At 64.7% G+C, this 26,918-nt stretch carries 27 protein-coding genes and 1 tRNA gene; 13 read left to right on the top strand and 15 right to left on the bottom strand.

Annotation, left to right across the window (positions count from 1 at the left end):
* Positions 1-63: 63 nt before the first annotated feature.
* The 11 genes from ACQY4Y_RS05030 to hypB are packed head-to-tail and all read left to right on the top strand — an operon-like array spanning position 64 to position 9,118.
* A complete protein-coding gene (locus tag ACQY4Y_RS05030; RefSeq protein WP_428489456.1) occupies positions 64-636 on the top strand; it encodes a DUF5947 family protein in 573 nt (190 codons plus the stop codon).
* Positions 629-1,291 carry a DUF6084 family protein gene (locus ACQY4Y_RS05025; RefSeq protein ID WP_428489455.1) on the top strand — a complete coding sequence of 221 codons (663 nt, stop codon included), beginning with the start codon at positions 629-631 and terminating at the stop codon, positions 1,289-1,291. Before ACQY4Y_RS05030 ends, ACQY4Y_RS05025 begins: the two co-directional genes overlap by 8 nt.
* A complete protein-coding gene (locus ACQY4Y_RS05020; RefSeq protein ID WP_428489454.1) occupies positions 1,288-2,541 on the top strand; it encodes a hypothetical protein in 1,254 nt (417 codons plus the stop codon). Before ACQY4Y_RS05025 ends, ACQY4Y_RS05020 begins: the two co-directional genes overlap by 4 nt.
* On the top strand, positions 2,538-3,017 hold the full coding sequence (locus ACQY4Y_RS05015; RefSeq protein ID WP_428489453.1) for a hydrogenase maturation protease: 480 nt from the start codon (positions 2,538-2,540) through the stop codon (positions 3,015-3,017). Before ACQY4Y_RS05020 ends, ACQY4Y_RS05015 begins: the two co-directional genes overlap by 4 nt.
* Positions 3,014-3,190 (top strand): hypothetical protein, encoded by a 177-nt coding sequence (locus tag ACQY4Y_RS05010; RefSeq protein ID WP_428489452.1) that lies wholly within the window; start codon positions 3,014-3,016, stop codon positions 3,188-3,190. Before ACQY4Y_RS05015 ends, ACQY4Y_RS05010 begins: the two co-directional genes overlap by 4 nt.
* 6 nt (positions 3,191-3,196) lie before the next feature.
* On the top strand, positions 3,197-5,491 hold the full coding sequence (hypF, locus tag ACQY4Y_RS05005) for a carbamoyltransferase HypF (protein ID WP_428489451.1): 2,295 nt from the start codon (positions 3,197-3,199) through the stop codon (positions 5,489-5,491).
* Positions 5,491-5,784 (top strand): HypC/HybG/HupF family hydrogenase formation chaperone, encoded by a 294-nt coding sequence (locus ACQY4Y_RS05000; RefSeq protein ID WP_428489450.1) that lies wholly within the window; start codon positions 5,491-5,493, stop codon positions 5,782-5,784. The genes hypF and ACQY4Y_RS05000 overlap by 1 nt, the downstream gene beginning before the upstream one ends.
* A gap of 8 nt (positions 5,785-5,792) precedes the next feature.
* Positions 5,793-6,917, top strand: a complete 1,125-nt coding sequence (hypD, locus tag ACQY4Y_RS04995) for a hydrogenase formation protein HypD (protein ID WP_428489449.1) — start codon at positions 5,793-5,795, stop codon at positions 6,915-6,917.
* On the top strand, positions 6,914-7,948 hold the full coding sequence (gene hypE, locus ACQY4Y_RS04990) for a hydrogenase expression/formation protein HypE (RefSeq protein WP_428489448.1): 1,035 nt from the start codon (positions 6,914-6,916) through the stop codon (positions 7,946-7,948). The genes hypD and hypE overlap by 4 nt, the downstream gene beginning before the upstream one ends.
* Positions 7,949-7,955: 7 nt before the next feature.
* Positions 7,956-8,285, top strand: coding sequence for a hydrogenase maturation nickel metallochaperone HypA (gene hypA / locus ACQY4Y_RS04985; RefSeq protein WP_428489447.1), 330 nt, complete (start codon positions 7,956-7,958; stop codon positions 8,283-8,285).
* On the top strand, positions 8,285-9,118 hold the full coding sequence (hypB, locus tag ACQY4Y_RS04980; protein WP_428489446.1) for a hydrogenase nickel incorporation protein HypB: 834 nt from the start codon (positions 8,285-8,287) through the stop codon (positions 9,116-9,118). Before hypA ends, hypB begins: the two co-directional genes overlap by 1 nt.
* 162 nt (positions 9,119-9,280) lie before the next feature.
* On the opposite strand, the gene ACQY4Y_RS04975 is transcribed toward hypB, so the two are convergent.
* The 8 genes from ACQY4Y_RS04975 to ACQY4Y_RS04940 form a co-directional block, all read right to left on the bottom strand.
* On the bottom strand, positions 9,281-10,354 hold the full coding sequence (locus ACQY4Y_RS04975; protein ID WP_428489445.1) for an acetamidase/formamidase family protein: 1,074 nt from the start codon (positions 10,352-10,354) through the stop codon (positions 9,281-9,283).
* Positions 10,351-10,752: a RidA family protein gene (locus ACQY4Y_RS04970; protein WP_428489444.1), complete on the bottom strand. Its 402-nt coding sequence runs from the start codon at positions 10,750-10,752 to the stop codon at positions 10,351-10,353. The genes ACQY4Y_RS04975 and ACQY4Y_RS04970 overlap by 4 nt, the downstream gene beginning before the upstream one ends.
* On the bottom strand, positions 10,749-12,269 hold the full coding sequence (locus tag ACQY4Y_RS04965; protein WP_428489443.1) for an amino acid ABC transporter permease/ATP-binding protein: 1,521 nt from the start codon (positions 12,267-12,269) through the stop codon (positions 10,749-10,751). The genes ACQY4Y_RS04970 and ACQY4Y_RS04965 overlap by 4 nt, the downstream gene beginning before the upstream one ends.
* Positions 12,266-13,168 (bottom strand): ABC transporter substrate-binding protein, encoded by a 903-nt coding sequence (locus tag ACQY4Y_RS04960; RefSeq protein ID WP_428489442.1) that lies wholly within the window; start codon positions 13,166-13,168, stop codon positions 12,266-12,268. Before ACQY4Y_RS04960 ends, ACQY4Y_RS04965 begins: the two co-directional genes overlap by 4 nt.
* Before the next feature lie 463 nt (positions 13,169-13,631).
* Positions 13,632-14,312: a biuret amidohydrolase gene (biuH, locus tag ACQY4Y_RS04955; protein WP_428489441.1), complete on the bottom strand. Its 681-nt coding sequence runs from the start codon at positions 14,310-14,312 to the stop codon at positions 13,632-13,634.
* Positions 14,309-15,313 carry a formamidase gene (locus ACQY4Y_RS04950; protein WP_428489440.1) on the bottom strand — a complete coding sequence of 335 codons (1,005 nt, stop codon included), beginning with the start codon at positions 15,311-15,313 and terminating at the stop codon, positions 14,309-14,311. The genes biuH and ACQY4Y_RS04950 overlap by 4 nt, the downstream gene beginning before the upstream one ends.
* A gap of 25 nt (positions 15,314-15,338) precedes the next feature.
* Positions 15,339-16,643, bottom strand: coding sequence for a purine-cytosine permease family protein (locus ACQY4Y_RS04945; protein WP_428489439.1), 1,305 nt, complete (start codon positions 16,641-16,643; stop codon positions 15,339-15,341).
* Between the two features lies 1 nt (position 16,644).
* Positions 16,645-18,192: an amidase gene (locus tag ACQY4Y_RS04940; RefSeq protein ID WP_428489438.1), complete on the bottom strand. Its 1,548-nt coding sequence runs from the start codon at positions 18,190-18,192 to the stop codon at positions 16,645-16,647.
* 74 nt (positions 18,193-18,266) lie between these two features.
* On the opposite strand from ACQY4Y_RS04940, the gene ACQY4Y_RS04935 reads away from it, so the two are divergent.
* On the top strand, positions 18,267-18,476 hold the full coding sequence (locus ACQY4Y_RS04935; RefSeq protein WP_428489437.1) for a polyhydroxyalkanoate synthesis regulator DNA-binding domain-containing protein: 210 nt from the start codon (positions 18,267-18,269) through the stop codon (positions 18,474-18,476).
* Between the two features lie 220 nt (positions 18,477-18,696).
* Here the strand turns inward: ACQY4Y_RS04935 and ACQY4Y_RS04930 are convergent, their stop codons facing one another.
* The 7 genes from ACQY4Y_RS04930 to ACQY4Y_RS04900 form a co-directional block, all read right to left on the bottom strand.
* Positions 18,697-20,058, bottom strand: coding sequence for an LLM class flavin-dependent oxidoreductase (locus tag ACQY4Y_RS04930; protein WP_428489436.1), 1,362 nt, complete (start codon positions 20,056-20,058; stop codon positions 18,697-18,699).
* Between the two features lie 377 nt (positions 20,059-20,435).
* Positions 20,436-20,511 (bottom strand) — tRNA-Ala (locus ACQY4Y_RS04925).
* 91 nt (positions 20,512-20,602) lie between these two features.
* A complete protein-coding gene (gene trmB / locus ACQY4Y_RS04920) occupies positions 20,603-21,334 on the bottom strand; it encodes a tRNA (guanine(46)-N(7))-methyltransferase TrmB (protein ID WP_428489435.1) in 732 nt (243 codons plus the stop codon).
* Positions 21,283-22,470 (bottom strand): methionine adenosyltransferase, encoded by a 1,188-nt coding sequence (gene metK / locus ACQY4Y_RS04915; RefSeq protein WP_428489434.1) that lies wholly within the window; start codon positions 22,468-22,470, stop codon positions 21,283-21,285. Before metK ends, trmB begins: the two co-directional genes overlap by 52 nt.
* A gap of 123 nt (positions 22,471-22,593) precedes the next feature.
* Positions 22,594-23,391, bottom strand: a complete 798-nt coding sequence (gene dapB / locus ACQY4Y_RS04910) for a 4-hydroxy-tetrahydrodipicolinate reductase (RefSeq protein WP_428489433.1) — start codon at positions 23,389-23,391, stop codon at positions 22,594-22,596.
* Between the two features lie 54 nt (positions 23,392-23,445).
* Positions 23,446-24,531, bottom strand: coding sequence for a sensor histidine kinase (locus ACQY4Y_RS04905; protein WP_428489432.1), 1,086 nt, complete (start codon positions 24,529-24,531; stop codon positions 23,446-23,448).
* A gap of 41 nt (positions 24,532-24,572) precedes the next feature.
* Positions 24,573-25,865 (bottom strand): Zn-dependent hydrolase, encoded by a 1,293-nt coding sequence (locus ACQY4Y_RS04900; protein ID WP_428489431.1) that lies wholly within the window; start codon positions 25,863-25,865, stop codon positions 24,573-24,575.
* Positions 25,866-25,969: 104 nt separating this feature from the next.
* Between ACQY4Y_RS04900 and ACQY4Y_RS04895 the strand changes: the two genes are divergently transcribed.
* Positions 25,970-26,806: a class II aldolase/adducin family protein gene (locus tag ACQY4Y_RS04895; protein ID WP_428489430.1), complete on the top strand. Its 837-nt coding sequence runs from the start codon at positions 25,970-25,972 to the stop codon at positions 26,804-26,806.
* Positions 26,807-26,918: the final 112 nt, after the last annotated feature.

Raw genomic sequence — 26,918 nt, 5'->3', positions numbered from 1 at the left:
CACCGCGGCCGCATCGCCATGTTGGCGGTAGCGCCAGCCCATAATTGGGTTCGGCGGGTGCGCATGTTCGTCGCCGCGCCGGCGATGGAGCATTGCGATCTCTGCCATGGCGCCATCCCGACGCGGCACGCCCATCTGCTTGAGCTCGATAGCCGCCGTCTGATCTGCGCCTGCGCCGCTTGCGAGGACACCGCGACGCAAAACCGCCGCTACCGCCAAGTGCCAGGGCAAACCGAGCGTTTGCTAGATTTTCGGTTGACCGACGGCGATTGGGATGCGTTGCAGATTCCGATCGGCATGGCGTTCCTGTTCACTACCTCGGCTGCCGACAATCCGGTTGCGTTCTATCCCAGTCCCGCCGGAGCGACCGAATCGCTGCTCGGTCTGGAAGCCTGGGGTCAACTGGTGGCTGACAATCCGGTCCTCGCCGAGCTGCAACCTGACGTCGAAGCCCTGCTGGTCAACCGCACCAAGGGCAGCCGCGAATACTGGCGCGTCCCGATCGACAGATGTTACCTGCTGGTGGGTTTGATCCGCACCCATTGGCGCGGCCTGTCCGGCGGCAGCGAGGCGTGGGATGCGATCGACGGGTTCTTTGCGCGGCTGCGCGCCAACCAGGCCGACGGCCATGGTTGAGCTGGATTTCGCCATAACCGGTGCCGAAGTCGAGCGCTTCGCGGTATCGCCGCTGTTGCAATTCGATCTGCGCATCAGCAACAAGACCCCGACGTTGCCGATCGCCAATGTCATGCTCAATTGCCAGATCCGCATCGAGCCCACGCGTCGGCGCTACGAACCCGCCGACCACGACCGGCTGAGCGATCTGTTCGGCGAACCGGCCCGGTGGAGCCAGACACTACGTGGCTTCCTGTGGACCCATGTCACTGCCGCGGTGCCGGGATTCGACGCGGATTGCGCCTTCAGGCTGCCGGTGCCGTGCAGCTTCGACTTCAATATCGCTGCCACCAAGTATTTCCATGGCCTCGGCGACGGCGACGTGCCGCTGCTATTCTTGTTCAGCGGCACCGTGTTCTACCGCGACGCCGACGACCAACTGCAAATCATGCAAATCTCCTGGAACAAGGAATCGGCTTTCCGCCTGCCGGTGGGCACCTGGCGCGATCTGATGCAAAGTTATTACCCCAACAGCACTTGGCTGCGCATCGACCACGACGTGTTCGAGCAACTGTATCGCTACAAGCGCCGGAGCGGGCTGGCGACCTGGGAACAGGCGTTGCAATCGTTGCTTGATGATCGCAAGGGCAGCCCGCAGGTAGAGGTCCAGCGATGAACCTGGATCCAATCGCCGACATCGCCAAAGCGGTGCTGTATGAGGGATACATTCTGTATCCGTATCGACCTTCATCGGTGAAGAACCGACAGCGTTGGAGCTTCGGCGGCGTGTTTCCGCGGATTTATGCCGAGCATGAACCAAGCGAGCCGTGGATGATGCAGACCGAGTGCCTGCTGTATGGCGACCGCGACACACCGATCGAGGTTCGGGTCGGTTTCCTGCACCTGGTGGTGCGCGACATCGAAGTCGGCGGTACGCGTGTGCCGTCGCTGGATGTGGATGGAAAGCGCCACATTGCCTGGGAGGAAGCGCTGGAACGGACAGTGGCAATCCCGGCGCTGACCGTCGGCGAACTATCTGATGACCCGCGAACCGTTGCCTTCGGCTTCGCCGCGTCGGAGCAACGCGAACCGATCCTGGCTGGATCGGGACAGTTGGCCGGCGAATGGGTGCGCACAACACAGGCTGTGTCGGGCTGCGTCCGCATCGATGCGCAAGCGGCCGCCACGCAAACCTGGCAGGTCGGCATCCGCATCGAAAACCAATCCCCGATCACCGAGGCCGAATTTTATCCGCGCGATGTGGCCCAACGCCATGCCCTGGTTTCCACTCATACCATTCTGGGACTGGAGGAGGGCGCATTTGTCTCGCTGATGGATCCGCCGAACGAGCTTCGAGACGCTGCGTCGGCGTGCCGCAATATCGGCACCTGGCCGGTTCTGGCCGGCCCGGAGTCCCAGCGCCGGATGATGCTGTCGTCACCGATCATCCTGTACGACTATCCAAAGATAGCCCCGGAAAGTCCCGGCAACCTGTTCGACAGCACCGAGATCGACGAAATCCTGTCGCTGCGCATTTTGACGCTCACCGACGAAGAGAAGCGTGAGATGGCCGGTGCCAGCGAACAGGCGCGTGCGTTACTTGATCGCACCGAATCGTTGACCCCGGCGGACTGGGCAAAGCTGCATGGCGTGCTGCGCCGCCCGCAACCCGAACCCGCCGGACTGAAGCCAGGCGACCGCGTCCGCCTGCGCCCGCGACGCCGAGCCGACATCATGGACGTGGTATTGAAGGACAAGGTGGCGATCATCGAGGCGATCGAACGCGACTTCGAGGACCGCATCCATGTCGCCGTCACCGTGCTTGACGATCCTGGTCGCGAATTCGGCCTCGATCGCATGCCCGGCCATCGTTTCTTTTTCGCCGAGGACGAAATCGAACTGCTGCCGCCGGAGACAGCGTCATGATCCTGGTCGCCGGCATCGGCAACCTATTCAAGGGCGACGACGGTTTCGGCACCGAAGTCGCCCAGCGGTTGTTGCGCCGACCATCGCGGCCCGGGGTGAAGGTCGTCGACTTTGGCATCCGCAGCCTGGACCTGACCTATGCGCTGTTGGATGGCTACGACGCGGTGGTGCTGATCGACACGGCACAGCGCGGTCACCCGCCCGGGACCATCTCGGTGATCGAGCCCGATGCGGCGGTGCCGGAAAACGTCATGCTCGAGCCGCACGATCTCGATCCCGCCAGGGTCTTGCGGCTGTCCGCCGCGCTGGGCGGTCGTCGTCCAGTGATCCGGGTGGTCGCCTGCGAACCGCTGACCTTCGGCGATGAGGACGGAGCGATGGGTCTCAGCGAACCGGTCGCTGCGGCACTGGATGCCGCAATCGCAACGGTCGAACAGCTTGTTGACGAGCTATCGAAACGAAAGGTCATGTCATGAGTTACGCAAGCAGAAGGCTGACGCGGGCGCAGCAGGCGGTGTCGCGCACAGGGTCCCGCGGTTCCAGCACCGGGTGGTGGGTTGCCGCAATCGGTCTTGGCGCGCTGGCGGCACTGGCGTTCGCGGCGAACGCCAAGGATATTGCGCGCTACATCAAGATCAACTCGATGTAGCGCGGCATGACGGTCGTCGTCGAATCCGAGATCGCCGAAACGATTCAGGTGCGCGGCCTGGTGCAGGGTGTCGGCTTTCGCCCGACGGTCTGGCGCCTGGCGCGCGCGCAAGGCTTGCGCGGATCAGTGGCGAACGACGGCGACGGCGTCACCATCCATGTCGGTGGGCCGCCGCGCCGCATCGCCGATTTCATCGATCAGTTGCTTGCGCACCCGCCGCCGCTGGCCCGCATCGACAGGTTGGACCGCACCCGAAACGCATCGGTCCCGCTGCCGGAGGCGTTCTTCATTGCCTCCAGCCGCGTGACGGCCGTGCATACCGCCGTGGCACCGGACGCCTCGATCTGCCTCGACTGCCGCCAGGAAATCCTCGACCCGCATGCACGACGCCATCGCTATCCATTCACCAACTGCACGCATTGCGGTCCCCGGCTGTCGATCATCGAGGCGATGCCCTACGATCGAGCGGCCACCACGATGCGGTCATTCCCGCTCTGCGAGGCCTGCCGCGAGGAATATCGCGATCCCGCCGATCGCCGGTTTCATGCCCAGCCGATCGCTTGTCCGTCCTGCGGCCCGCGGGTCTGGGTCGAACCCGAGGTCGTCCATCAGGACGCGATCGCTTCGACGCGGGCGGCGTTGCTGAATGGCGCCATCGTCGCGGTCAAGGGTCTGGGGGGGTTCCAGCTTGCCTGCGACGCCACCGACCAGATGGCGGTGACTCGGCTGCGTCAGCGCAAACGGCGGGCGGCGAAGCCGTTTGCCCTGATGGCAGCCGACCTTGCCACCGTGCGGCAAATTTGTACCGTCACCGAACTGGACGCGCGCCTGCTGGAATCGTCCGCTGCACCGATCGTCATCATGTCGGCGGTGCCGGGAAATCATATCGCCGCCGAGGTCGCACCGAATATGGCAACGTTTGGCGTCATGCTGGCGAACACGCCGCTGCACCACTTGTTGCTACAAGATCTCGATCGGCCGATCGTGTTGACCAGCGGCAACCTGTCGGACGAGCCGCAGTGCATTTCCAATGCCGAGGCGCGGCAACGCCTGGGGGAAATCGCTGACAGCATCCTGATGCACAACCGGAACATCGCCCGTCGGGTGGACGATTCGGTCGTCCGGGTCATCGGCGATCAGCCTCGCAGCCTGCGCCGCGCGCGCGGCTTCGCCCCGGCGCCGATCGGGCTTCCGGACAGCTTCGCGACCGCACTGCCCGTCCTGGCGATGGGAGCGGAACTCAAGAACACCTTCTGCCTTTTGCGGGACGGAAATGCGGTGCTGTCCCACCATATTGGCGATCTGGAGAACGCCGAGACGTTCGCCGACTATACACAATCGATCGAGCAGTATTGCGGGCTGTTCCAGCACGTCCCGCAGGCTGTCGCGGTCGATCTGCATCCGGACTATCTGCCCAGCAAGCTTGGTCGAGACAGGGCCATCACCGCAGGCCTGCGATTGATCGAGGTGCAGCACCATCACGCCCACATTGCCGGCTGTATGGCTGAGAACGGCCTCGATTTGAATGTTGCCGCGGTACTCGGCGTTGCGCTCGACGGTCTTGGCTATGGCGCGGATGGCACATTCTGGGGCGGCGAATTCCTGCTGTCCGATTACGTGCGATTCAAGCGCCTCGGCTGCTTTAAGCCGGTGGCGATGCCCGGCGGCGCACGCGCCATCCGCGAACCCTGGCGCAGCACCTATGCGCATCTTCGCGCAGCTTCGGTGTCGGCCACGTCGGACCTGGGTGACTTCCTGGCGGCCAAGCCGCTGCTCACGCTGGACAGCATGATCGATCGCGGCGTCAACGCGCCGCTGGCCAATTCCTGCGGCCGCCTGTTCGACGCGGTGGCGGCGGCAATCGGGATCTGCCGCGATGACGCACAGTACGAAGGCCAACCGGCGATCGAGTTGGAGACCGTGGCCGATCCCGATGAGCGTGGCGCCTATCCGTTCCTGACGGAACAAGCGGGCGCGCTGTCGGTGATCGATCCGGCGCCGATGTGGCGCGCCCTGCTCGCCGATCCGGCGCCCGTGGCGACCAAGGCGGCGCGGTTCCACAACGGCCTGGCCACCGCCATCGGCCAGACGGTCGGCCGCTTGCGGCGGCTGACCGGCTTCGACACCGTCGCGCTGTCGGGAGGCGTCTTTCACAACAAGCGGCTGCTGGAGCAGGTCATCGACCAACTTGCTCCGCTGCGACTGCGCGTCTTGACCCACCGCGCGGTGCCCGCCGGCGACGGCGGCCTCGCACTGGGCCAGGCGGCGATCGCCGCCGCCACGCTGATAGGAGAACGTTGATGTGTCTTGGTATTCCCGGCCGTATCACCGAGATCATCGATCCCGAAACGATGACCGCGATGGTCGAGGTCGGCGGCGTTCGCCGGCCCATCAACGTCAGCTTCATCGTCGCCGACGGTACCCAGCCGTCAGCCTACCTGGGCGAATGGGTTCTCGTGCATGTCGGTTTCGCAATGAGCCATATCGACGCAGCCGAAGCCGAACGCACGCTCGCGCTGCTCACCGAACTTGGCGAAATGCAGGCGGAGGTCGACGTGATGCAGCAAACCGGTGAGACGGGATTCTCTTTCTGAGGACAGTGATGAAATACGTCGATGAGTTCCGCGACCCCGACAAGGCCCGCACACTGGTCGGCGAAATTCACGCCCTGATGCCGCGCATTCGTCGTGTCGGCGATCGACCGCTGCAGATCATGGAAGTGTGCGGCGGCCATACCCACTCGATCTTTCGCTACGGCATTCAGCAAATGCTTCCCGATGAGGTGGAGTTCGTGCACGGGCCGGGATGTCCGGTCTGCGTGCTGCCGATGGGTCGGGTGGATGACTGCGTTGCCATTGCCGAACGACCAGAGGTGATTTTCACCACGTTCGGAGACGCCATGCGGGTACCGGGTTCGCGCAAGAGTCTGCTCAAGGCGAAGGCCGAGGGCGCCGACGTGCGCATGGTCTATTCGCCGCTCGACGCATTGGCGATCGCGCGCAACAACCCCGAACGCGAGGTGGTGTTCTTCGGTCTTGGTTTCGAAACGACAATGCCGAGCACGGCGATGACCCTGATGCAGGCGAGACGCGCTGGGCAGGCGAATTTTTCGCTGTTCTGCAATCACATCACCATCATTCCGACCGTCAAGGCAATCCTCGATTCTGCCGACCTGCAACTCGACGGCTTCATCGGTCCGGGTCACGTCAGCATGGTGATCGGCACACGCGTCTACGACTTTATCGCCCGTGACTACCACAAGCCGATTACCGTCGCCGGGTTCGAGCCGCTGGACGTGCTGCAATCGGTGTGGATGGTGCTGCGGCAATTGGCCGACGGCCGCTGCGAGGTGGAAAATCAATATCGGCGGATCGTGCCTGAAGACGGCAATGCGCGTGCGCTGGCGGCGGTGGCCGAGGTCTACGAAACCCGGCCGTTCTTCGAGTGGCGAGGACTTGGGTCGATCGACCATTCCGGTGTGCGAATCCGCGACGGCTACGCGGCGTTCGACGCGGAACGCAAGTTCAGCGTGCCCAACGTCACGATCGCCGATCCGGCCGCCTGTCAGTGCGGTGACGTGCTGAAAGGCGTGATCAAACCGCGCCAGTGCAGGGTGTTCGGCACCGCCTGCACCCCGGAAACGCCGCTAGGGTCGTTGATGGTTTCATCCGAAGGCGCCTGCGCCGCGTATTACAGCTACGGCCGCACCGAAACGATCCCGGCATGAACGCGGTGGTCGAAGAGCGCATCAACCTGTCCCATGGCAGCGGCGGCCGGGCGATGCGGCGCCTGATCGAGGAGGTGTTCGTTCGCGCATTCGATAATCCTGCGCTGAATAGTCTCGAAGACCAGGCCACCATCGTGCTCGCCGATCTGGCGGCGTTCGGTGATCGGCTGGCCTTCACCACCGACAGTTATGTCGTCGATCCGCTGTTCTTTCCGGGCGGCGACATCGGCACGCTGGCCGTCGCCGGCACCATCAACGACCTCGCGATGTCCGGTGCTCGGCCGCTGTTTCTGTCCTGCGCCGTGGTGCTGGAGGAGGGACTGCCGGTCGCCACGCTGCATCGCGTCGCCGCCAGCATGACCCGGATGGCTGATCGAGCCGGAGTCAAGATAGTTACCGGGGACACCAAGGTGGTAGAGCGCGGCGCCGCCGACAAGATGTTCGTCAACACCGCTGGTATCGGCATGGTGCCCACCGGTGTGTCGCTTTCGGCCAAACAAGCGAGGCCGGGCGATGCGGTGATCGTCAACGGCGTGCTGGGCGACCATGGAACCGCCATCCTGATCGCGCGCAATCAACTCGCACTGCAGGCCGACATCGAAAGTGATTGCCAGCCCTTGGACCGATTAGTTGCGGCGATGCTGGCGGCCTACCCGAACATACGCTGCCTGCGCGACGCCACGCGTGGCGGCGTGGCGACGGTGCTGAACGAGTTCGCGCAAAGCTCCAACGTCGGGATCCGGATAACCGAACGCGACGTTCCGCTGCGCGAGGAAGTCAAGGGCGCGTGCGAAATCCTCGGTCTCGATCCGTTATATCTTGCCAACGAAGGCAAGCTGGTCGCGATCGTTCCGCAAGACGGGGTCGATGCGGTGCTGTCGGCGATGCGGGCGCATCCCAGCGGCGTGGGCGCGGCGATCATCGGCGAGGTCACCGCGAACCGCCCCGGCATGGTGACGATGCAGACCATTTTTGGCGGTGAGCGTATCGTCGACATGCTGGTCGGCGAACAATTGCCGCGCATATGTTAGGTGTCGGATGCACGAACTGAGCATCGCAGACGGCGTCGTCGAACACTGCGCCGAACAGGCGCAGGGGGCCCGCGTGCTGCGCGTGCGACTGGAGATCGGGCGGTTGTCCTGCGTCACGGCAGAGGCGTTGCGGTTCTGTTTCGAGATTTGCGCCAAGGACACCATGGTTGAAGGCGCCGAGCTTGAAATCATATCGACGCCAGGACGGGCGCGCTGCCGAGGCTGCGGAAGCGAGATCGAGATCCGCTCGTTTGCCGAAAGTTGCCCCTGCGGCAACAGCGACCTGCGGGTCATTGCCGGCGAAGAATTGCGTCTCAAGGAAATGGAGGTCGCGTGATGTGCACCACCTGCGGCTGTTCCGATACCGAACACGTCATGATCACCGATCCGGTCACCGGCGAGCGCACGGTACTGGCCGATCATGACCACGGCCATCCTCATGCCCATGGCGATCACCAGCACGACCATGACCACGACCATGATCAGGCATCACTGCACGCTGGGGTGCATGGCCGTGTCGTGCAACTGGAGCGGGACTTGCTGGCCAAGAACCAACTCATCGCGGAGCGCAGCCGCGGCTGGTTCGAGGGACGCGAAATCCTGGCGGTCAACCTGATGAGTTCACCCGGCGCCGGTAAGACGACGCTGCTGGAAAGGACCATCGGCGTGGTCAGTCAGTCAGCTCCGGTCTATGTCGTGGAAGGCGATCAGGCGACGCTGAACGACGCCGAACGGATCAAGGCCGCGGGTGCGCCGGTGGTGCAGATCAATACTGGCACCGGCTGTCATCTCGATGCCGACATGGTGGCCCGCGGCATGACAGAATTGAAGCCGCCGCACGGTGCCGTGGTGTTCATCGAAAACGTCGGCAATCTGATTTGCCCGGCGCTGTTCGATCTGGGCGAGCGGGCCAAGGTGGTGATTCTTTCGGTCACCGAGGGCGAGGACAAACCGATCAAGTATCCGCATATGTTTCGCGCCTGCCAGTTGATGCTGATCAACAAGACCGACCTGCTGCCGCACCTGCGGTTCAGTGTGGAGCGCTGCATCGGCTACGCCCGCGAGATCAATCCGGGCATCCGCGTCATCACCGTCTCAGCCGAAACCGGGGATGGGATCGATGCCTGGTTTGCCTGGCTGGATGCGGAACGCAGGGCACTCAGCCTATAAGGCGATCCCACAACGGCCATCGACGCTACCCGGCGGCGCGGGCCTTCTCGCGGAACTGCCGCCGCCTCTCGACCGCAGTCGCCGCCACCACCTGAATTTCGGCGTGCTCACCGCTTCCGCGTGCTCCCTTGCACCAACCTAAAAACATCGAGTGGGCTATCCTCACTGACCATCCGGCGGGAACACCGCGGTGCAAATGCGCGCATGGATACCCTGGCGACCATCGACCACTTGAGTGACGGAGAAGTCTGTCGCAACGCTCATCAATGAGTAGGCGTCGTCGCGGCTCAAGCGGTAATGCTCGGTCAACAACTCCAGCATATCCAGGCTTGCCCCGCGCATTGCAAGGTCGAGGTCCTCATCGAAGCCATGCGTCATCCAGCTATTGGCAGTCCTCAGCAGTGGCGATGGGAATTGGAAGTCGCGGCGCACGAACAGCTGGAATATAACGTCGAGCGATGCCTCGATCGCCGTCCCACTGATCTCCCCATCACCCTGCGAGATGTGCGGGTCGCCGATCGAGAACAGGGCGCCGTCGACCTGGACGGGGTAGAACATCGTCGATCCGGCGCCGATCCGCCAATTGTCGATATTACCGCCATGCTTGCCTGGCGGGATGCTGCTCACCCGCCCCGGCGCATCCGGCGCCACGCCTGCCGTTCCCAGATGCGGCCTTACCGGGACGCGCACCCCGCGTAGCGCCGGCATACGGCAGCATTCTTTCTCCGTGGTGATCGTCCCGGGCACCTCGTATTTGCCTGGGAAGTCGTAGGCAAACACGGCCTCGGCGGTCTGGCATGCCTCGTCCACGCGATAGATCGTCACCCGCTCCTTGCCGAAATCGCGATACAGATGCCCCCAATGCGCGGCGAGGTTCGACCCGTAGCGCAGCCGTGGTGTCATCTGAAGATAGCGCACCTCAAGGATGTCGCCCGGCTTCGCCCCCTCGATGTGAATCGGTCCGGTGAGGATATGCACGCCCGGATTACGGTCCTCGATCGGCACGCCGTCGAAGATCGCCTGGACGCTGGCATCCATCATCAACTCCGGCGCATCGCCGGCGTGATGCGTAACGGCTTCGGCGCGGATGATGTCGCCGCTGGCGACGCGGAGCGATGGCGCGCGGGAGGCGGAGAAATAGCCCCAGTGCACCGTCTCCGGCGTGGCCCGCAGCTCGTGCAGTGTCGGGCGCGGGCGCTCCCGCCCGCCGAGGTTCTCGTCGCGAAGCAGGCTCATGATCGCAATCCCACGGTCAGATCGATTTCAACCAGCGCACGCACCGCCAGCCCGGTGACACCGAGGCAGGCCCGGCTCGGCAGCGGCGCTTTGAACCGATTTCGGCAAGCATCGCTGAACGCCGTGTAGTCGGTGAAGTCGGTCAGGTAAACCCGAACCATCAGGCTATCATCTAGCGTCGCCCCGAACTGAGCCAGAACGGCTTCGAGATTACGCCGGACCTGCTCGGCCTGCGGCAGGAGCCCGCCTTCGACCAGCCGGCCCGAGGCCGGGTCCGTCGGCATCTGGTCCGTCACGAACGGTAGATCGCCCCACCGCGTCGCGTGCGAGAATGGCGCCAGACCCGGCGGCACGCCCTGCTCGGGGGTGAACGAGAACGTCTCGCGCTGCGTCGTCATACGCCGACCGGAGCGGCGCTGTCTGCCCCGATTACGCGCAGGAACCGTGCGGTGAGCGGGTTGCTCGGCGCTGTCAGCACCTCGCGCGCAGGGCCGTCCTCCTTGACGACGCCGTCGGCCAGGAACACCACACGCGTCGCGATCTTGCTCGCGAAGCGAAGCTGGTGCGTCGAGATGATCATCGTCAGTCCTTCCTGTGCGGCGAGGGAGCGGATCACATCCATCACCTCCTCGACGAGTTCGGGATCCAGTGCCGAGGTCGGTTCGTCGAGCAGCAGGACGCTCGGGTTCGGCGCGAGCGCCCGCGCGATGGCGACGCGCTGCTGCTGTCCGCCGGACAGGTGTCTCGGCAAGGCATCCGCCCGGTGTGCGAGACCAACCCGGCCCAGCAGCGCCATCGCCCGGCGGTCGGCTTCGACGGGCGAGACGCCGTGCACCCACACGAGCGGACCGGCCACGTTCTGTCGCGCCGTCAGGTGGCCAAATAGGTTGAATTGCTGGAACACTATGCCGACACCCAGATTGGCCCGCGCGCCGGCGACTTCTCGCGGCGACAGGGTGCGACCGTCGGCCGCCACCCCGAGCTGCCGTCCGCCGACCAGGACCGACCCGGCGTCCCATCGCTCCAACTGATTGATACAGCGCAGCAACGTACTCTTGCCCGACCCCGATCGTCCGAGCAGCGCGACGATCTCGCCGACCCGGACCACGAGGTCGAGATGATCGAGCACGATCTGCTCGCCATACCGCTTGTGCAGCTTTTTGATCTCGATCACGACCTCGCCGCGCGGCCGTGCCGCGTCGGGAGACGTGGTGATCGGAGCAATGACCGCTGGTGCCGACGCCACTGGTCGCTTGCGCTTCATGACCCGATCCAAGTCGAGTAGCCGCTCGATCCCAAGCTGAAGTGCGCTCGCCAGCCCGGTCAGCACCAGATACATCACGCCGGAGGCGAAGAAGATCGAGAAGAAATCGAATGTTGACGAGGCGAGCTGCGTGCTCCGTAGCGTCAGTTCCGGCACTGCGATGACCGAAGCGAGCGACGAATTCTTCAGCGCCGAGACGCACTCGTTGCCTAGCGCGGGCACCATCGTGCGGATGGCTTGTGGTGCGATGATCCTGCGCATCAGCACACGCGGCGTCATCCCCAGCGCCTGCCCGGCCATCACCTGGCCGGGATCGACCCCGCGGACGCCGCTGCGCAGGATCTCGGCGATGAATGGCGCCTCATTCGCTGCTATCGCCAGCGACGCCGCCGTGACCGCACCGAGCTTGAGCCCGATATGCGGTAGGGCATCGTAAGCGAATACCATCTGCAGGATCAGCGGCGTGCCCCGGAAGATCACGGCATAGCTGCGGGCGAAGCCGGCCAGCAAAGCTGCCCGGCTGAGCTGCATAGCACCCAGGATGGAGCCGAGCAGCGTGCCGCCCAGCAGACCGAAAACCGTCACCTCGATCGTGAACCAGGTCCCATACAGGAGATATGGGAGGCTCAGATAATGAGCGAATAGGCTCATTCGGCCGTGACAAGGCTCGGCTTCTCGAGGCCGCCGCTGTCGAGCGACCATTTCTGCAGTAGCTTCAGTTCAAGGCCGCTGTCCTGAATTTGGATCAGCGCCGCCATGATCGCGTCGCGGAAATCGGTCTTGCCCTTCGGCACCGCGATCCCGACTGAATAGGGCAGGGTGACTGCGACCGCCTTCGCGAGTTGATCCGGATACGCCTTCACCGCCTGATCGACCGTATTGACGTCGTTGACATAGGCGTCCGCACGCCCGGCCAGGATCGCCTGGATACAGTTGGCGTTGTTGTCGAACAGCAGGATCGCGGCCTCCGCCTTGCCGGCCGCCTTGCACGTCGACGCCAGGTTCTGGATCAATGGGACCTCGACGTAGCCAGTGTTCTCCGCCGCGGTGGTGCCGCAGAGCGTCTCGTTGATTCCGGTAATTCCCTTCGGGTTGCCTTTGGCCACCAGCACGCCGTCGAACACTTTCGAGTAGGTGATGAAATCGGCGGCTTTTGCGCGCTCCTTGGTCGCGTAGATGTCCGAGATTACGATATCTGCCTGACCGCTCTGCAGCGTGGTCAGCAGGGATGCGAAGGCGACCGACTTGTAGGTGACCTTGAACCCGAGACAGCTTCCTAGTGCCTCCACGAGATCGACATCGAAGCCGATGTATTTCGACGGGTCGGCGGGGTCGAGCGCCTCGTAGCCCGGTGTGTGCGGATTGACGGCGTCGACCAGGGTCTTGCCCTTCCAAGCAGAATATTTTGCTTGAAGGACCTGGCAGGCGTGGCTCGATCCGATGGCGAGGACATCCGCTTTAGCTGGTGAAGCGCTGGTGAGCGCGAAGCCAATCGTTCCGACGAGGACCGCGACGGTGCGCAGAGTCGTGTTGCGAAGTAGATCGAGCATTTTTTTGGCTCCGCGGCTGGTCTCTGTGATATTTTAGGCAAACAGCGTGCCAAAGTCCGACGGAACATATTTAAGTAATTACTGTCCCTCAGCTGACTTAGGCCTGTGCGGTTGAGAGGAACAGAAAAGCAGCGTAAGGCGGCTATCTGTCCAGTACGCGATAGATCGTGGCTGGGTGGACGTTGAAGGTCCTTGCAACGGCGCTGATGGCTTGTCAGTCGTGGACGAGTTTTCGGCCCAGACCCAACATTCGTGTCAGCAGATGCAGCTTAATGGTCACGTGGTCTGATGTGCGTACCCAGCAGCGTGGTGCATCGTATGGCGAACGGGTTCCCACTAGACCGGTGGCGAACTGATCCAGGTTGGTCTCGCCGATCAGGATCGCGCCGGCAGCAGGCGTTGCACAACTGTAGCGGGCCGCCCCTGCCGGTAGGCTGCCCGAAGGGACGTGATCAGCAGGTTCTCAGGCAAACGGTTCCGCCTCCAGCAATGCGCCGCTTGCGGCTACGGCGCCGAATACGCCTCCTTGCATGGTGACCATCCGTACTGCTGCGTCGTGCAGCACGCGATCGGTGGCGCCGCAGCAATCCTCCAGCAGCAGGCATTCGAAGCCGCGGTCGTTAGCCTCACGCATCGTCGTGTGCACGCACACGTCGGTGGTGATGCCGGTCAGCACAAGATTGCGTATGCCGCGCGTGCGCAGCACCAGTTCGAGGTCGGTCGCGTAAAAGCTGCCCTTTCCCGGCTTGTCGATCAGGATTTCGCCGGCGAGCGGGGCCAATTCAGGCACGATTTCCCAGCCCGGCTCGCCGCGCACCAGCACCCGTCCGCACGGACCCGGATCGCCGATCCCCGCACCGATCCGGCGCGATCGCCAGCGCTTGTTCTCCGGCAGGTCCGACAGGTCAGGACGGTGTCCCTCGCGAGTATGCACGACCAGCAGCCCGGCGCGTCGCGCGGCGGCGAGCACGCGCGTAATCGGTGCGATTGGCGCGCGCGTAAGGGCCAAATCATATCCCATCACGTCGACATACCCGCCAATCCCACAGAAATCGGTCTGCATGTCGATCACCAGCAACGCGGTGTTGGCCGCGCGAAGGTCGCCGTCGAACGGCCAGGCATAGGGTTCCGCGGGCAAACTCATCGCGCGCTCTCCCGGCCTGCCTTATAGCTGCGCGTTGGCGGGTCGAAGCCGCAGGAGCTGCCGTCTGTGTGCCGCACTTCGTCCTCCCAAGGCACGTGATAGCGGCCGGCGGCAAGGTCGTGCATGTAGGTATACGGGCAATCCCGCGCGCCGCCGGCGACCGCGCTGTAGCCGCGATGACCGAGCTGGTAGATGTTGTTCTCGACGCCCCAGTGGATGCGCGCCTCGCGCACCAGATCGGGACGCACTTCGGCGGTGATGATCTCGTCGGCGCGGCCGGTGGCGCCATGCGCGATGATGTTGCCGTCGAAGTTGACCACCATCGCCTCGCCCATCGAGTCGAAGCTGCCGTCCGAGCCGCACATGCACACGCTCGCAGTCACCATCAAGTTGCAGAAGGCGTTGGACTGGTTGGTGAAACGCCAGGATTCACGGATCGGCGCGGTGTATCCAGCGGTGCGCAGCATGATCTCTGCACCCTTGTAGGCGCACTCGCGCGCCATTTCCGGAAACATGCCATCATGGCAGATAATCAGTGCCAGCCTGGCCCCGCGCGGCCCCTCGATCACCGGGATACCGAGATCGCCCGGCTCCCACGGTTCGACCGGCACCCATGGATGCAGCTTGCGGTAGGTCAGCCTGATCTCGCCGTCCTGGTCGATGATCAGGCCGGTGTTGTAGGGGTGCCCAAATTGGTTACGCTCCATGATCGAAAAGCAGCCCCAGATCTGGTGCGTGGCGCAGGCGGCGCAGAAGGCGCTCACCTCTGGGCCATCAAGCGAGCACATGATTTCGGGATTCATGTCCATCGAAAGCCCGTGCAGCGCATATTCAGGGAATACCACCAAGTCGGCATTCGCCATGTTGCGGCGAGCCTTGCCGACCATGTCCACGATGCGCGCAGTCTGCCGCGCGAGATCGTCGCGTGTCACGACGTTCGGTAATTGCAACTGCACCAGGCTGAGTACCACGCCTGACGGCGACCGGTTCAGCCCACCCAACCCATTCATCGGCATGACCCCTTGGCTATCGGGAGGCAGGTTGCGCGAGCCGGGTACCCACGCGCCGCCGCATCAGCGCGTAGGCGGCGCCGGCGACCAGGATGCCGGTGATCGCCTCGCCCAGTCCCGGCAGGCCGAGATGCACCAGCAAGGCGCAAGCGGCTCCGGCGGCCCAGGCGATGAGGGCGGGTGGCCGAAACGCCGCGTCCGCCGCCGGGCGCTCCAGCCCACCCAGCAGCAACTGATCCACGATCATGACCGCGCCGATCGGCGGCACCAGCATGCCGAGCACGTTGAGCCAGCCGAGGAACAGGCTCCACACCCCGGCCAGCGCGAGCGCGCCGCCGATGGCGCCGAGCACCAGCGTTAGCCGGCGCATCTGGCTGCCGAACAGGTGGCTGTAGCCGACCGCGCCGTTATACAGGCAGTGCGTGCAGACCGAACCGAGATTGACGAACACGAACGCCACTGCGAGTGCAGAGAGCAGCGCGCCGTGCCCGGTCAACAGAGCCAGGAAATCGCCGCCATCCGTCGCCGGCTGCGCCGCAGCACCGGCCGCGACGACAACGAGGCCGAAAAGCTGCGCCACCAGGCTCGCGACCGGGAAGGCGGTGAACGCCGCCAGCACGGCCTCTCGTCCGTTCCTTGACCAACGCGTGAAGTCTGCGGTCATGGTTCCGGAGTCGGCGAATGTTGCGATCACCAGCGTGACGGCCCCGGTGAAGCTCATGCCGCCCGCGTGACCAGCGTAGTGTGTGACGCCGCCGAGGCCGTGCGATGCGGAGACGAAGCCGAGCGCCACCACGCCGAGGATTACGTAAAGTGGCGCCGCGATCATGCCGATCACGGTGAGCGCGCGCACGCCGAGAAAGGTGACCCCAGTATAGAGGAGGGCCGCGAGGCAAATGATCAGTTTGGTGTTCCAGCCGAAACTGTCATGGAGCGTGGCGCCTGTAAGACCGGTCTGGAACGCGTACCAACCGATCACGATGCTCGACAGGAAGGCCGATGCCATGGCGTATCCGCGGGTTCCGAACGTGCGCTTGGCCTGCATGGCGAAGTTCAGCCCGGTGCGGCCGGCGACGTAACTCAGCGCCCCAACATAGAGGAACAGCACGAAGTTGCCCCCCAGTAGCGCGAGCAGCCCGCGCGCGAAGCCGAGATGATAAGTGATGATGCCGCCGAACAGCGCGTTGGTCAGGATCATCGGAAACCCGAACCAGATCGCGGCGACCGAACCGACCGGCTTGCGGTTCGCCTCCGGCACCGCTTCGTGCTCGAATTCTTCGCCGAGCCTGGCGTCGAGATCAGTAGGGGCAGAGACGGTCATGTCAGGTCCTCGCATGCTTCCGGGTCTGCCGGTGAGAGAGGGCAGCCACCATCGGCGGCACACGCGCAGCCCAGGGCCGGGCGTGCTCGAAGGCGGCGGAGGCGCGCAGCACCGCGTCGTCGTCGAGATGGCGCCCGATGATCTGCAGTCCGACCGGGAGTCCATCCTTGGTGAAGCCGGCCGGAATCGAGGCGGCCGGCTGTCCGGTCAGGTTCAGCGGGTACGTGAAGGCGAGCCAGGCGGAATCCGCAACCGCGCGCCCGTCGATTCGCTGCGGCCCCTGGATGCCGAGCGCGAACGGTGGCACCGCGAGGGTGGGGGTCAGCACCAAATCGTAGCGCTGCATGAAGCGCCACATCGAGTTTGTCACCTGCTTGCGCTGAATGATCGCGGCGTTGAACTCTTTGGCGGTCCATTCGCGGGTGACCATGGCCACGACATGCGGCGACATCTGAGCGCCGTACTGCTCGACCATTGCCCGCATCCCGGCGAGGTCGGTCTCCATCGCCACCAACGCCCAGAATGCCTCGGCCGGATCAGGGAAGCCTGGATCCGCTTGTTCGACGGTGCAGCCGAGGTCGGTCTCGAAGACGCGCACCGCCTCGCCCACGACACGTCGCACCTCTGGGTCGACAGCGGCATAGCCCCAATCCGCGCTGTAGGCGACGCGCAGGCCGCGAAGCTCGCGCGGACCTACTGCGGCAAGCCAATGGATGTCTTCGCATGGGATCGAATGACGGTCTCGCGGATCGGGTCCGGCGATCACCGAGAGCAGCAGTGTCGCGTCCGCCACGCTCCGCGCCATCGGTCCGATATGTTCGAGCGACTCCCAGCCGGACATGCCCGGATAGCGTTCGTCACGGCAGCTGGGATAGAGCGGCACTCGTCCCATGCTCGCCTTCATGCCGAACAGCCCGCAATGCGCAGCCGGGATACGAACCGAGCCGCCGCCATCGCTTCCAAGAGCAAGCGGGCACATGCCGGACGCGACCGCGGCTCCCGATCCGGCACTTGAACCGCCGGAGGTCCGCTCAGGGTTCCACGGGTTGCGGGTGGTCTCGAACACCGGGTTGTGCCCGACTCCGCTATAGCCGAACTCCGGGACATTGGTCTTGCCCAGGATCACGGCACCCGCCGCGCGCAGGCGCTCGACCACGATGTCGTCCTCGTCGGGGACGAAATCCGCATAGGCCGGTGATCCGGAGACCGTGCGCACGCCTTTAGTGCAAATGAGGTCCTTCACGCCCACCGGCACGCCAGCAAGCGGCCCAGGCGTCTGTCCGATGGCCAGCGCGGCATCAATCCCGCGTGCGGTGTCGAGTGCGAGTTCGGGTGTCGGTGTGCAGAACGCATGCAGGGTGGGCTCGAGTGCCTCCATTCGTGCAAGTGCCTCCTCCGTAGCCTCCACCGCCGAAAACCGGTGCTCGCGGATGCCGGCCGCGAGCTCAATGGCTCCCATTGCACAAAGGTCTGTCATTTGGCCCCCCGGCACTAGCGAACGGATGATTCGTCCAGCCCAAAAAACTTGAGCAATTGGTGTGCCAACCATGGCCAGGATCTGGTGCTAGGTACTATCGACGATGCCTGTCGTGATCATCGTTATGACCGCATGTCCACCAAATCGTGCACGCGATCCTAGACGAGCGCGGGGCGAACGTCGTGAAGCGGTATGCTCGAAGTCGCCTCTATGATGCCGCAAGCCAACGATACGTCACCGTCGAACAGCTTCGCGGATGGGGCGCCAAAGGTGTTGCCTTCTCGGCCATCGACAGCGAGACCGGCGATGACGTGACAAGCGTTCTGTTGGCCTGCAGCAGAGGACCGGGTGCCTGAGCGTTGCCCCAGGCAGGTGTGGGGCTTAAGGCTGCAGTCCAAACGGCAAATTTGGTTATCCGGGACGTGCACGCATCGGATGCGGAAGCGTTTCATGCATACATGAAACGGGAGGACTCCTGGCGCGATCCAGCGAAGGAACCGCCGAACCCTGAATCGATTGCTTCCGTGTTAAATGTCCGGAGTTTTCGTTCGCGGGAAGGTGAGATCGGTTGGGGATCTACCCGGAATTCACCGCCTTCCGCAATCCGACGTAGCGATTGGTGCGGAATGGCAACCCAAGATTCTCCCGCAGCGTCGTTCCCTCATATTCGGCGCGGAAGATGCCGCGACGCTGCAGTTCTGGGATCACCGTGGCGACGAATTCTTCCAGCGGCTTTGGATAGTACGGCGACAGCATGGTGAACCCGTCCGCCGCGTCGTTATCCAGCCACGTCTGCATCATGTCTGCCAGACCGCTGGCGGTGCCAACATGGACCAGATGTCCCAGACTGAAGGTGAACCGCCGAGCAAGCTGGCGAATGCTGAGATTCTCCCGCCGCGCCAGGTCGATCATCATCTTCTGCCGCGCCTTCGCCGCGTTGCTCGGCGGCAGATCGGGCAGCGGCCCGTCGAGCGGAAAGCGCCTGATGTCGAGATCGCCGCACAGGCGCTGCACGCTGGCCAAGGCGCCCTCATCCGACGCCTCCGCCAACATCATCTCGTAGCGCTCCTTTGCTTCACTTTCCGTCGCGCCAAGCACATACCGAATGCCGGGCATAATCTTCAGGTGGTCGGCCGAGCGCCCGTAGCGCGCCATGCGTCCTTTCAAATCTGCATAGAAATTCTGCGCCTCCTCCAGGCTGATCTGCGCGGTGAACACCACGTCCGCGGTTCGCGCCGCAAGTTCGCGGCCCGGCTCCGACGATCCGGCCTGCGCCACGATCGGATAGCCCTGCGGCGGCCGCGCCACGTTCAGCGGACCGCGCACCGAGAAATGCGCGCCCTTGTGGTTCAACACATGCAGCTTCCGCGGGTCGATATAGCGCCCGGTCTGACGATCACGGATGATCGCATCGTCTTCCCAACTGTCCCACAGGCCGCTGACCACGTCGTAGAATTCCTGCGCCCGCTCGTAGCGCAGCGCATGGTCCAGGTGCTGGGCGGCGCTGAAATTCTGCGCCTCATCGACGTTCTGAGAGGTGACGAGGTTCCACCCCGCGCGTCCGTTGCTGATGTGGTCGATGGTGGCGAACTTACGGGCGATGCTGAAGGGATCGTTGTAGGTCGTGGTGGCAGTGGCGACCAGACCAAGCCGCTGCGTCACCGTGGCCAATCCCGCCAGCAGCGTCAGCGGTTCCAGTCGCACGCAGCGCGCGGCCTCCGCCAGAGCCTCGGCCTTGCCGCCGGACAGGTAGAAGGCCGGCGCGACGGCGGCACTGTCCTGGAAGAACAGCATGTCGAACTTGCCGCGTTCGGCGACCTGCGCCAGATGGACGCATTCCTGAAAATCCATGTCAGTCGGACTGGCACCTGGCATCCGCCAATGGCCCGGCGGGTGGCAAAAGGCGGTCAGCTTGAGTTGACGCCCGGATGTTTGCATTGTTCTCGCTCCTGCCGCATCTGCAGCCTGCATAAATTACCCGTTCGATGGTGGTAGGCGCCGGCGCGCCCTCGTCGTCATGCCGAGTGACGGCCCGGCATCCATGACTGTTCGTGGGCTTCCCGGCAGGTCGCGGGCCCTCGCCCGCCGCAATGAGGTATCGCCGATCCGGGGGTCAGGCGGATTGCTCCCGACGAGCATGCCGGCCTTGTGCTGTATGGCCACACGGGGCCGGGGTGCCTCACAGATCAAGGTGGCACGCGGTGCGGTGGGACGATGACCAGCAATCGCTCGCATCACCCACAGCGCCTCCGACCTGCTGCGGGCTGGCGGAAAGGCGGACTCGTTCGAGGACTACACCGCGCTGTCCCCGGAGGTGGTGGAGCCGAGGGGAATCGAACCCCTGACCTCCTGAATGCCATTCAGGCGCTCTCCCAACTGAGCTACGGCCCCAACCGGCGAGGCAGGCGGTATAGCACGTCGTTCCGCCGGATCAAGGGCAGGGTCGACTGGGCAGGCTCTGGCACTCAGCGGCGTCCATCCCCTACCGCTTCACTTCGAACGATGAGCCGCCCAGCCGCCGGAACGACCAATACAGCGGCTGGCGACCGGCCCGCATCGCCTTCGCTTCATACCGCGTCTGCGGCCAGCCCGCTGGTCGTGTCGTTGCCGGTGTTGCCGTTGCAAACAGCGTTTGCGCCGCCATGACCTCGCCCAGCCAAGTCTGGTAGGTGGGATCATCGCTCGCCACCCGCCATTCGGCGCCCGGTTTCAGCACCCGCGCCAGCAACGGCAGAACAGCCGGATGCACGAATCGGCGCTTGGCATGCCTGGCCTTCGGCCAAGGGTCGGGAAACAGCAGGAACAGCCGGTCCAGACATTGATCCGGCAGCCTGCGCAGCAACAGCCGGGCGTCATCGGTCCATAGCAGCAGGTTCGACGGCAGCGGTGCCTCGGCTTCGCCGCCTTCCGGGACCAGCGCCGACAGCAACGAGCAGATGCCGTTTTCGAAAACCTCGCAGGCGATCAGCGTCGCCTCGGGATGAGCGCGGACCTGCGCCAGTGCATGCTCGCCGCCACCGAACCCGACCTCCAGCCACAACGGGCCCGCCGGCAGCGTTTCGGGCAATGCCAGCCGAGGCAGCGTCACCTCCAGCAGGCGTTGCTGCCGAGCGCGCAGCGTATGCCCGCGCGCCCTTCCGTAGAGCCGATCCGGCGGCGGCTTTACCGCCCCAACGCTGCCTTCAGCGCCGGCACCAGATCGGTCTTTTCCCACGTGAAGGTGCCCTTCGCCTCGTCCGGTTCGCGTCCGAAATGTCCATAGGCCGAGGTCGGCACATAGATCGGGCGGTTCAGGTGCAGGTGCTCGCGGATACCGCGCGGCGACAGGTTCATCAGGTCGCGCAGCGTCTTTTCCAGGCGGGTTTCATCGACGTCCCGGCCGGTGCCCTGCAGATCGACGTAGACCGAAAGCGGACGAGCAACGCCGATCGCGTAGCTGATCTGCAAGGTGCAACGATCCGCCAGGTCCGCCGCGACGACGTTCTTCGCCAGATAGCGGCACGCGTAGGCCGCCGAGCGATCGACCTTGGTCGGATCCTTGCCGCTGAACGCACCGCCGCCGTGTGGTGCGGCGCCGCCGTAGGTGTCGACGATGATCTTTCGCCCGGTCAGGCCGCAGTCTCCGTCCGGACCGCCGATGACGAAATTGCCGGTCGGATTGACGTGGAATTCGTCCTCGGGACACATCCAGCCCTTGGGCAGTATGCCTTCCACCAGCGGCCACAGCATCCGCTTGATCTCGGCCTGCTCGAGCCCGTAGTCGTGCTGGGTGGACACCACCACCGAAGTGGCGCCCACCGGCTTGCCATCGACATAGCGCAGAGTTACCTGGCTTTTGGCATCCGGCAGCAGGCCCTTCACCGCAAGATCGCCGGCCTTCCGCAGATCGCGCATCGTGCGCAAGATCTCGTGCGAATAATACAGCGGCGCGGGCATCAAGGTCGCGGTTTCCCGGCAGGCATAACCGAACATGATGCCCTGATCGCCGGCGCCCTCGTCCTTGTTGCCGGCGCTGTCGACGCCTTGGGCGATGTCGGAGGATTGCGAGTGCAAATGCACCCCGACGTCCGCGGTCGCCCAATGGAACCCGTCCTGCTCGTAGCCGATGTCGCGGATGGCCATGCGGGTCAGGTGGGTCAGCAGTTCCGGCGTTACCGTCTCCGGGCCACGGGTCTCGCCGGCCAGGATGACGCGGTTCGTGGTGACAAGTGTCTCGCACGCAACCCGCGAGTATGGGTCAGCCGCCAGGAACGCGTCCAGGACCGTGTCACTGATCCTGTCGGCGACCTTGTCGGGATGGCCCTCGGACACCGATTCCGAGGTAAACAGATACTCGCCCGTGTCCCGCATGCGTGAACCCTCGCCATGCTATAGGTTGCCCCCTGCCGAACGGCCGCATTGGCGGGATGCCAAGGTGGCCGGCCAAGGTGGCGGCCCAAGGTGGCGGGTGTGTGGCGGAAACCGCCACCAGGGTCAAGTTGATGGCTGTTCCCCCAAGGATGACGGCGACGGGGCGCGTTGGCCCATGCCCAGCACGTCCATCATGGAATACAGCCCCGGTGGTTGCGACACCGCCCACAACGCCGCCCGAACCGCTCCGGTCGCAAACGTGCGCCGGTCGAAGGCGCGATGGGTCAGCACGATGTGCTCGCTGCCGGCGGCGAAGATCAGGCTATGCTCGCCGACCACCTGGCCGCCGCGCAGCGCGGCAAACCCGATCGCGCCGGTCCTGCGCGCCCCGGTATGGCCGTCACGGCCGCTTTCCATGACATCGTCCAGGCGCACCCCGCGACCCTTGGCGACCGCGCGCCCCAAGCCGACTGCAGTGCCGGACGGCGCGTCCACTTTCTGGCGATGGTGCATCTCGACGATCTCGGCATCGTAAGCCTCGCTCGGCAACGCGGCACCCATCCGTTCGGCCAGTGCCAGCACAAGATTGACGCCGGCCGAGAAGTTCGCGGCATAGACCACCGGGATGCGCGCCGCCGATTGCTCCACGGCGGCTTCGTCGCCAGCGGACAGGCCTGAGGTGCCGAGAATCCAGGCTTTGCCCGCCTCCGCCATGGTCCGCGCGTTGCTCGGCGCCGTGGCGGCGTTGGTGAAGTCGATGACGGCGTCAGTCGCGGCGGCGAGGGCGGCCAGGTCTGCGAACTGTCGGCTTCCGCCACGGCCCAGCCCACCGATCAGCGTCGCACCCGCGGCGGGCACTTGCTCGGCCAGCAATCGGCCCATTCGGCCAGTGATGCCGGCGATACCGATACGTGTGCTCATAATCCCTCCCGCGTCATTTCAGTGCCGCGATCAACGACGCCACGAGCCCCGCGGCTAGGCGATCTGCTGATCCGCCGCCGGTAGCGACAGGCTGACGGTCGCACCCGAACCCGGCAGGTTGCTGGCGGTCATCCGGCCGTTCATCGCACGGGCCAGGCGGCGGCTCAGCGCCAGGCCCGTCGCGCCCGCCTCGGGCAAGGCGCAGCCGTCGGTCCGGGTTTCGTTGTCGCGGAAATCCAGCGCCACCTCGGGCGACAGACCCTTGCCGGTATCGCTGACTGACGTGGTCACGGTGCCGGCGCTGCGCGCCACCGACAACGAAACCGTGCCGCCGGGCGGAGTCAGCCGGACGGCGTTCGCCAGCAGGTTGTCCAGGATGCGCCGGATCGCCCAGGAATCGCCGATCGCCGACGCCTTGTCGGGATCACGATGCGGGTCCAGGGCAATGTTGACCTGTCGTTGGTCGGCCGCCGGACGAGCGTTGTCAGCGGCATCGCGGGCGATCTTGACCACATCGATGGTCTGCTGGCGCAATTTGCGCTCTTCAATCTGGGTCAGGTCGAGCAGGTTGTCGATCGTCGCCAACAACTGCTTGCCATCGTTTCGTACCTGCTGGAGCGCCTGACGCTGATCCGGCTTGCTGGCCATGGTCAGGCTGAGCACGCCAAGCAGGCTGTGCAGCGGTGTTCTGATCTCCTGGCTCAGGTTGGTGAGAACCTCGGTTTTGATGCGTTCGGCTGCTTCGGCACGCCGCGTTTCGGCCGCAAGGCGGTCCTGGATGCCGCGCGCATGATGCACGAAGAACGCAGTAACCGCGATCGCCAGGATCGACAGGACGCGGTTGCCGACCATGTCCGGCAGGTCGGATTCAAGGACCGGAAAAAACGCCCCGACGACGACCAGCGTGCAGGCGATCGAGCTTAGTATCCACAGACTGAAACGGTTCTTGTGGAACACCGCGGTGGCGATCAGCGGCGCATAGATGATCCCATAGGCCAGGGTGTTGTCACGACAAAGGTCAAAGACGAAGGCAACGGCGCTGAAAGCATAGAGCACCGGCACCAGCCAGTGGGCGGAGCGTCCGCCGGAAATCCGCTCGGACGTTGGGTCGCCTGGTTCGCTGAAACCCGTAAGCGGCATGAACAATTCCGGGACTTATCGGTCGCGACCGGTCAAGCCAGTTACGACCCATTGAAGCCAGTTACGACCCATTGAAGAAGGACGCGCGCGCCGTCAAGAAAATCCTCGATGGTCATTGCTTCGCGTGGATTGTGGCTGCCATTCTCGTTGCGGACAAAAATCATCCCCATCGGCACTCCGGCCGCGCCAAAGGCGGCGGCATCGTGCGACGCCGGGCTGCCGATCTGCAATACGTCGATCCCTTGCAGGCTCGCGGCGGCCTCCAGTCCGCCGGCGATCGCCGGATCGACCAGCCCGACGGCAGCCCGTGCCGGAGTGCCCAGGTGAAATCGAACCGCGCGGCGCTGCTCGATGCCTGCGATGATCCGCCCGACTTTTTCTTCCAGCCCGGCCAGGATGGTCTGGTCATAGGCGCGAACGTCGAGGCTGAAATGAAACGCACCCGGCACGATGGTCATTCCGTGCGCGGTGGGGTCGGTGTGAAAGCGGCCAAGCGTGCAGGCCATCGCGATGCCGTTTGCGTCGTACTCGGCCCACACAGCGTCGAGCGCCATGGCGAACTCGGCCCCGGCCATCGCCGCGTCATGGCGGAACCGGCGAGGCAGGCCGACATGGTCGTGGCGCCCCTCGATCCAGGCATCGGGATAGCGGAAGTTGCCCGGGATTCCGGTGCAGATCGCCACCGAACGCCGCGCTTCGACGAGGCTTGGGGCCTGCTCGATATGCAATTCGACATAGGCGTGGATCTGCGCTGGATCGAAATGGCGGGCGCGGGCGAGCAACGCCTGGGGATCGCCGCCGCAGTCGGCGATGTGTTCGGCCAACGTCCGGCCGGTATCGACACGGCGGACGTCCAGCGCGCCGTCCGGCAAGCTGCCAAGGCTGCCTCGGCTGCCGATATAGGAGACCTGGAACCAGACGCTTTCCTCCGCTCGGATTCCCATCACCACGACGTCGCAGTCCGGCGTCAGGTGCATCGTCCGCAACGCCGCAACCGTCGCCAGCCCCGCCAGCACGCCCGCGGCGCCATCGAAGTTGCCGCCATGTGGCACGGAGTCCAGGTGCGAGCCGATCACCAGCGGTGCCGCGGCCCGGTCGCGGCCGGGCAATGTCATATAGAGGTTGGCGGCGGCATCGTGACTGATCTCCAATCCCATCGCCTGGGCGGCTTTCGTGACCGTGGCGTGGGCCCGTTGCTCGCCTGCGCCGTACGGGTCGCGAGACACTCCCGGTTCATCCAGCCCGTCCTGTCCAAGCTGATCGAATAGCGCCAGCATGGCATCACGTTGCGCCTGGATCGAGGCCTTGATCGTGTCCGGATCCGGCGTGCCCATCGATGCTCCTTCACGAGTTGGCAGATCGCATTATTGGCCTTGATGGCGGCAGCCGCTAGTCTCCCAAAGGCGCGCCGCACGACGCGGCGAACGGGGGAACCGAAATGTCCTTTTGCTTCTGCCACGGGCCGGGGTCACTCGGCCGTCGCGGCTTCCTTGCCGCGGCAGTCGCCACCGGAATCGAGCCATCTTCTCGGGTGCAGACACCTCCGGCCTCGGCCGGACCGCCGAACCCGGCCCTGCTGGACGACCTGGTCGCGGCCAATCGCATCCTTTACGACCAGGGCGTGGTCGACGGGTTCGGCCATGTCAGCGTACGCCACGACAAGAACCCGAATCGCTATCTGCTGTCGCGCAGCATGGCGCCGGCCCTGGTCACCCGGGACGACATCATGGAATACGATCTGGACAGCGTGCCCATTGAGCCGCGAGGCCGTACCTCGTATCTCGAGCGGTTCATCCACGGCGAACTGTACAAGGCGCGGCCCGATGTGATCGCCATCGTGCACAGCCATTCTCCGGCGGTGATCCCATTTGCCGACACCGCGGTGGCGCTGCGTCCGATGAATCACATCGCCGGTTTCCTGGGAACCGGCGTGCCGGTGTTCGAGATCCGCGACACTGCAGGACCCGCCACCGACATGTTGGTCCGCAATCCCTCGCTCGGCCACGCGCTAGCGGCGACGATGGGCGATCATTCGGTCGTGCTGATGCGCGGGCATGGATCGGTCGCCGCCGCGCAGTCGATCCGCCATGTCGTGTTCCGCGCGGTCTACACCGAGGTGAACGCCCGGATTCAGGCCGAAGCGATGAGGCTGGGTAACCCGACCTTCCTGAATGCCCAGGAAGCCGCCGCCGCCACCAAGACCAACGATGGCCTCGTCGACCGGCCGTGGGAATTGTGGAAGCAGCACGCCATGGCAAAGGCCGGACCGCGATGACCCAAAGCCGACCAATCCTGCGATGACGGCGTGGGCAACATGCTGCGCGACACCGCCGAGCGTCTGTTTCAGATGCCTGCGACACCGCGACGCAACGCTCCGCCGATCCGGG

Origin of the sequence: Rhodopila sp., assembly GCF_965277165.1 — a bacterium.
Classification (GTDB): domain Bacteria; phylum Pseudomonadota; class Alphaproteobacteria; order Acetobacterales; family Acetobacteraceae; genus Rhodopila.
The sequence above is the reverse complement of the archived record's forward strand: the minus strand, read 5'-3'. Positions and strand labels throughout refer to the sequence as shown.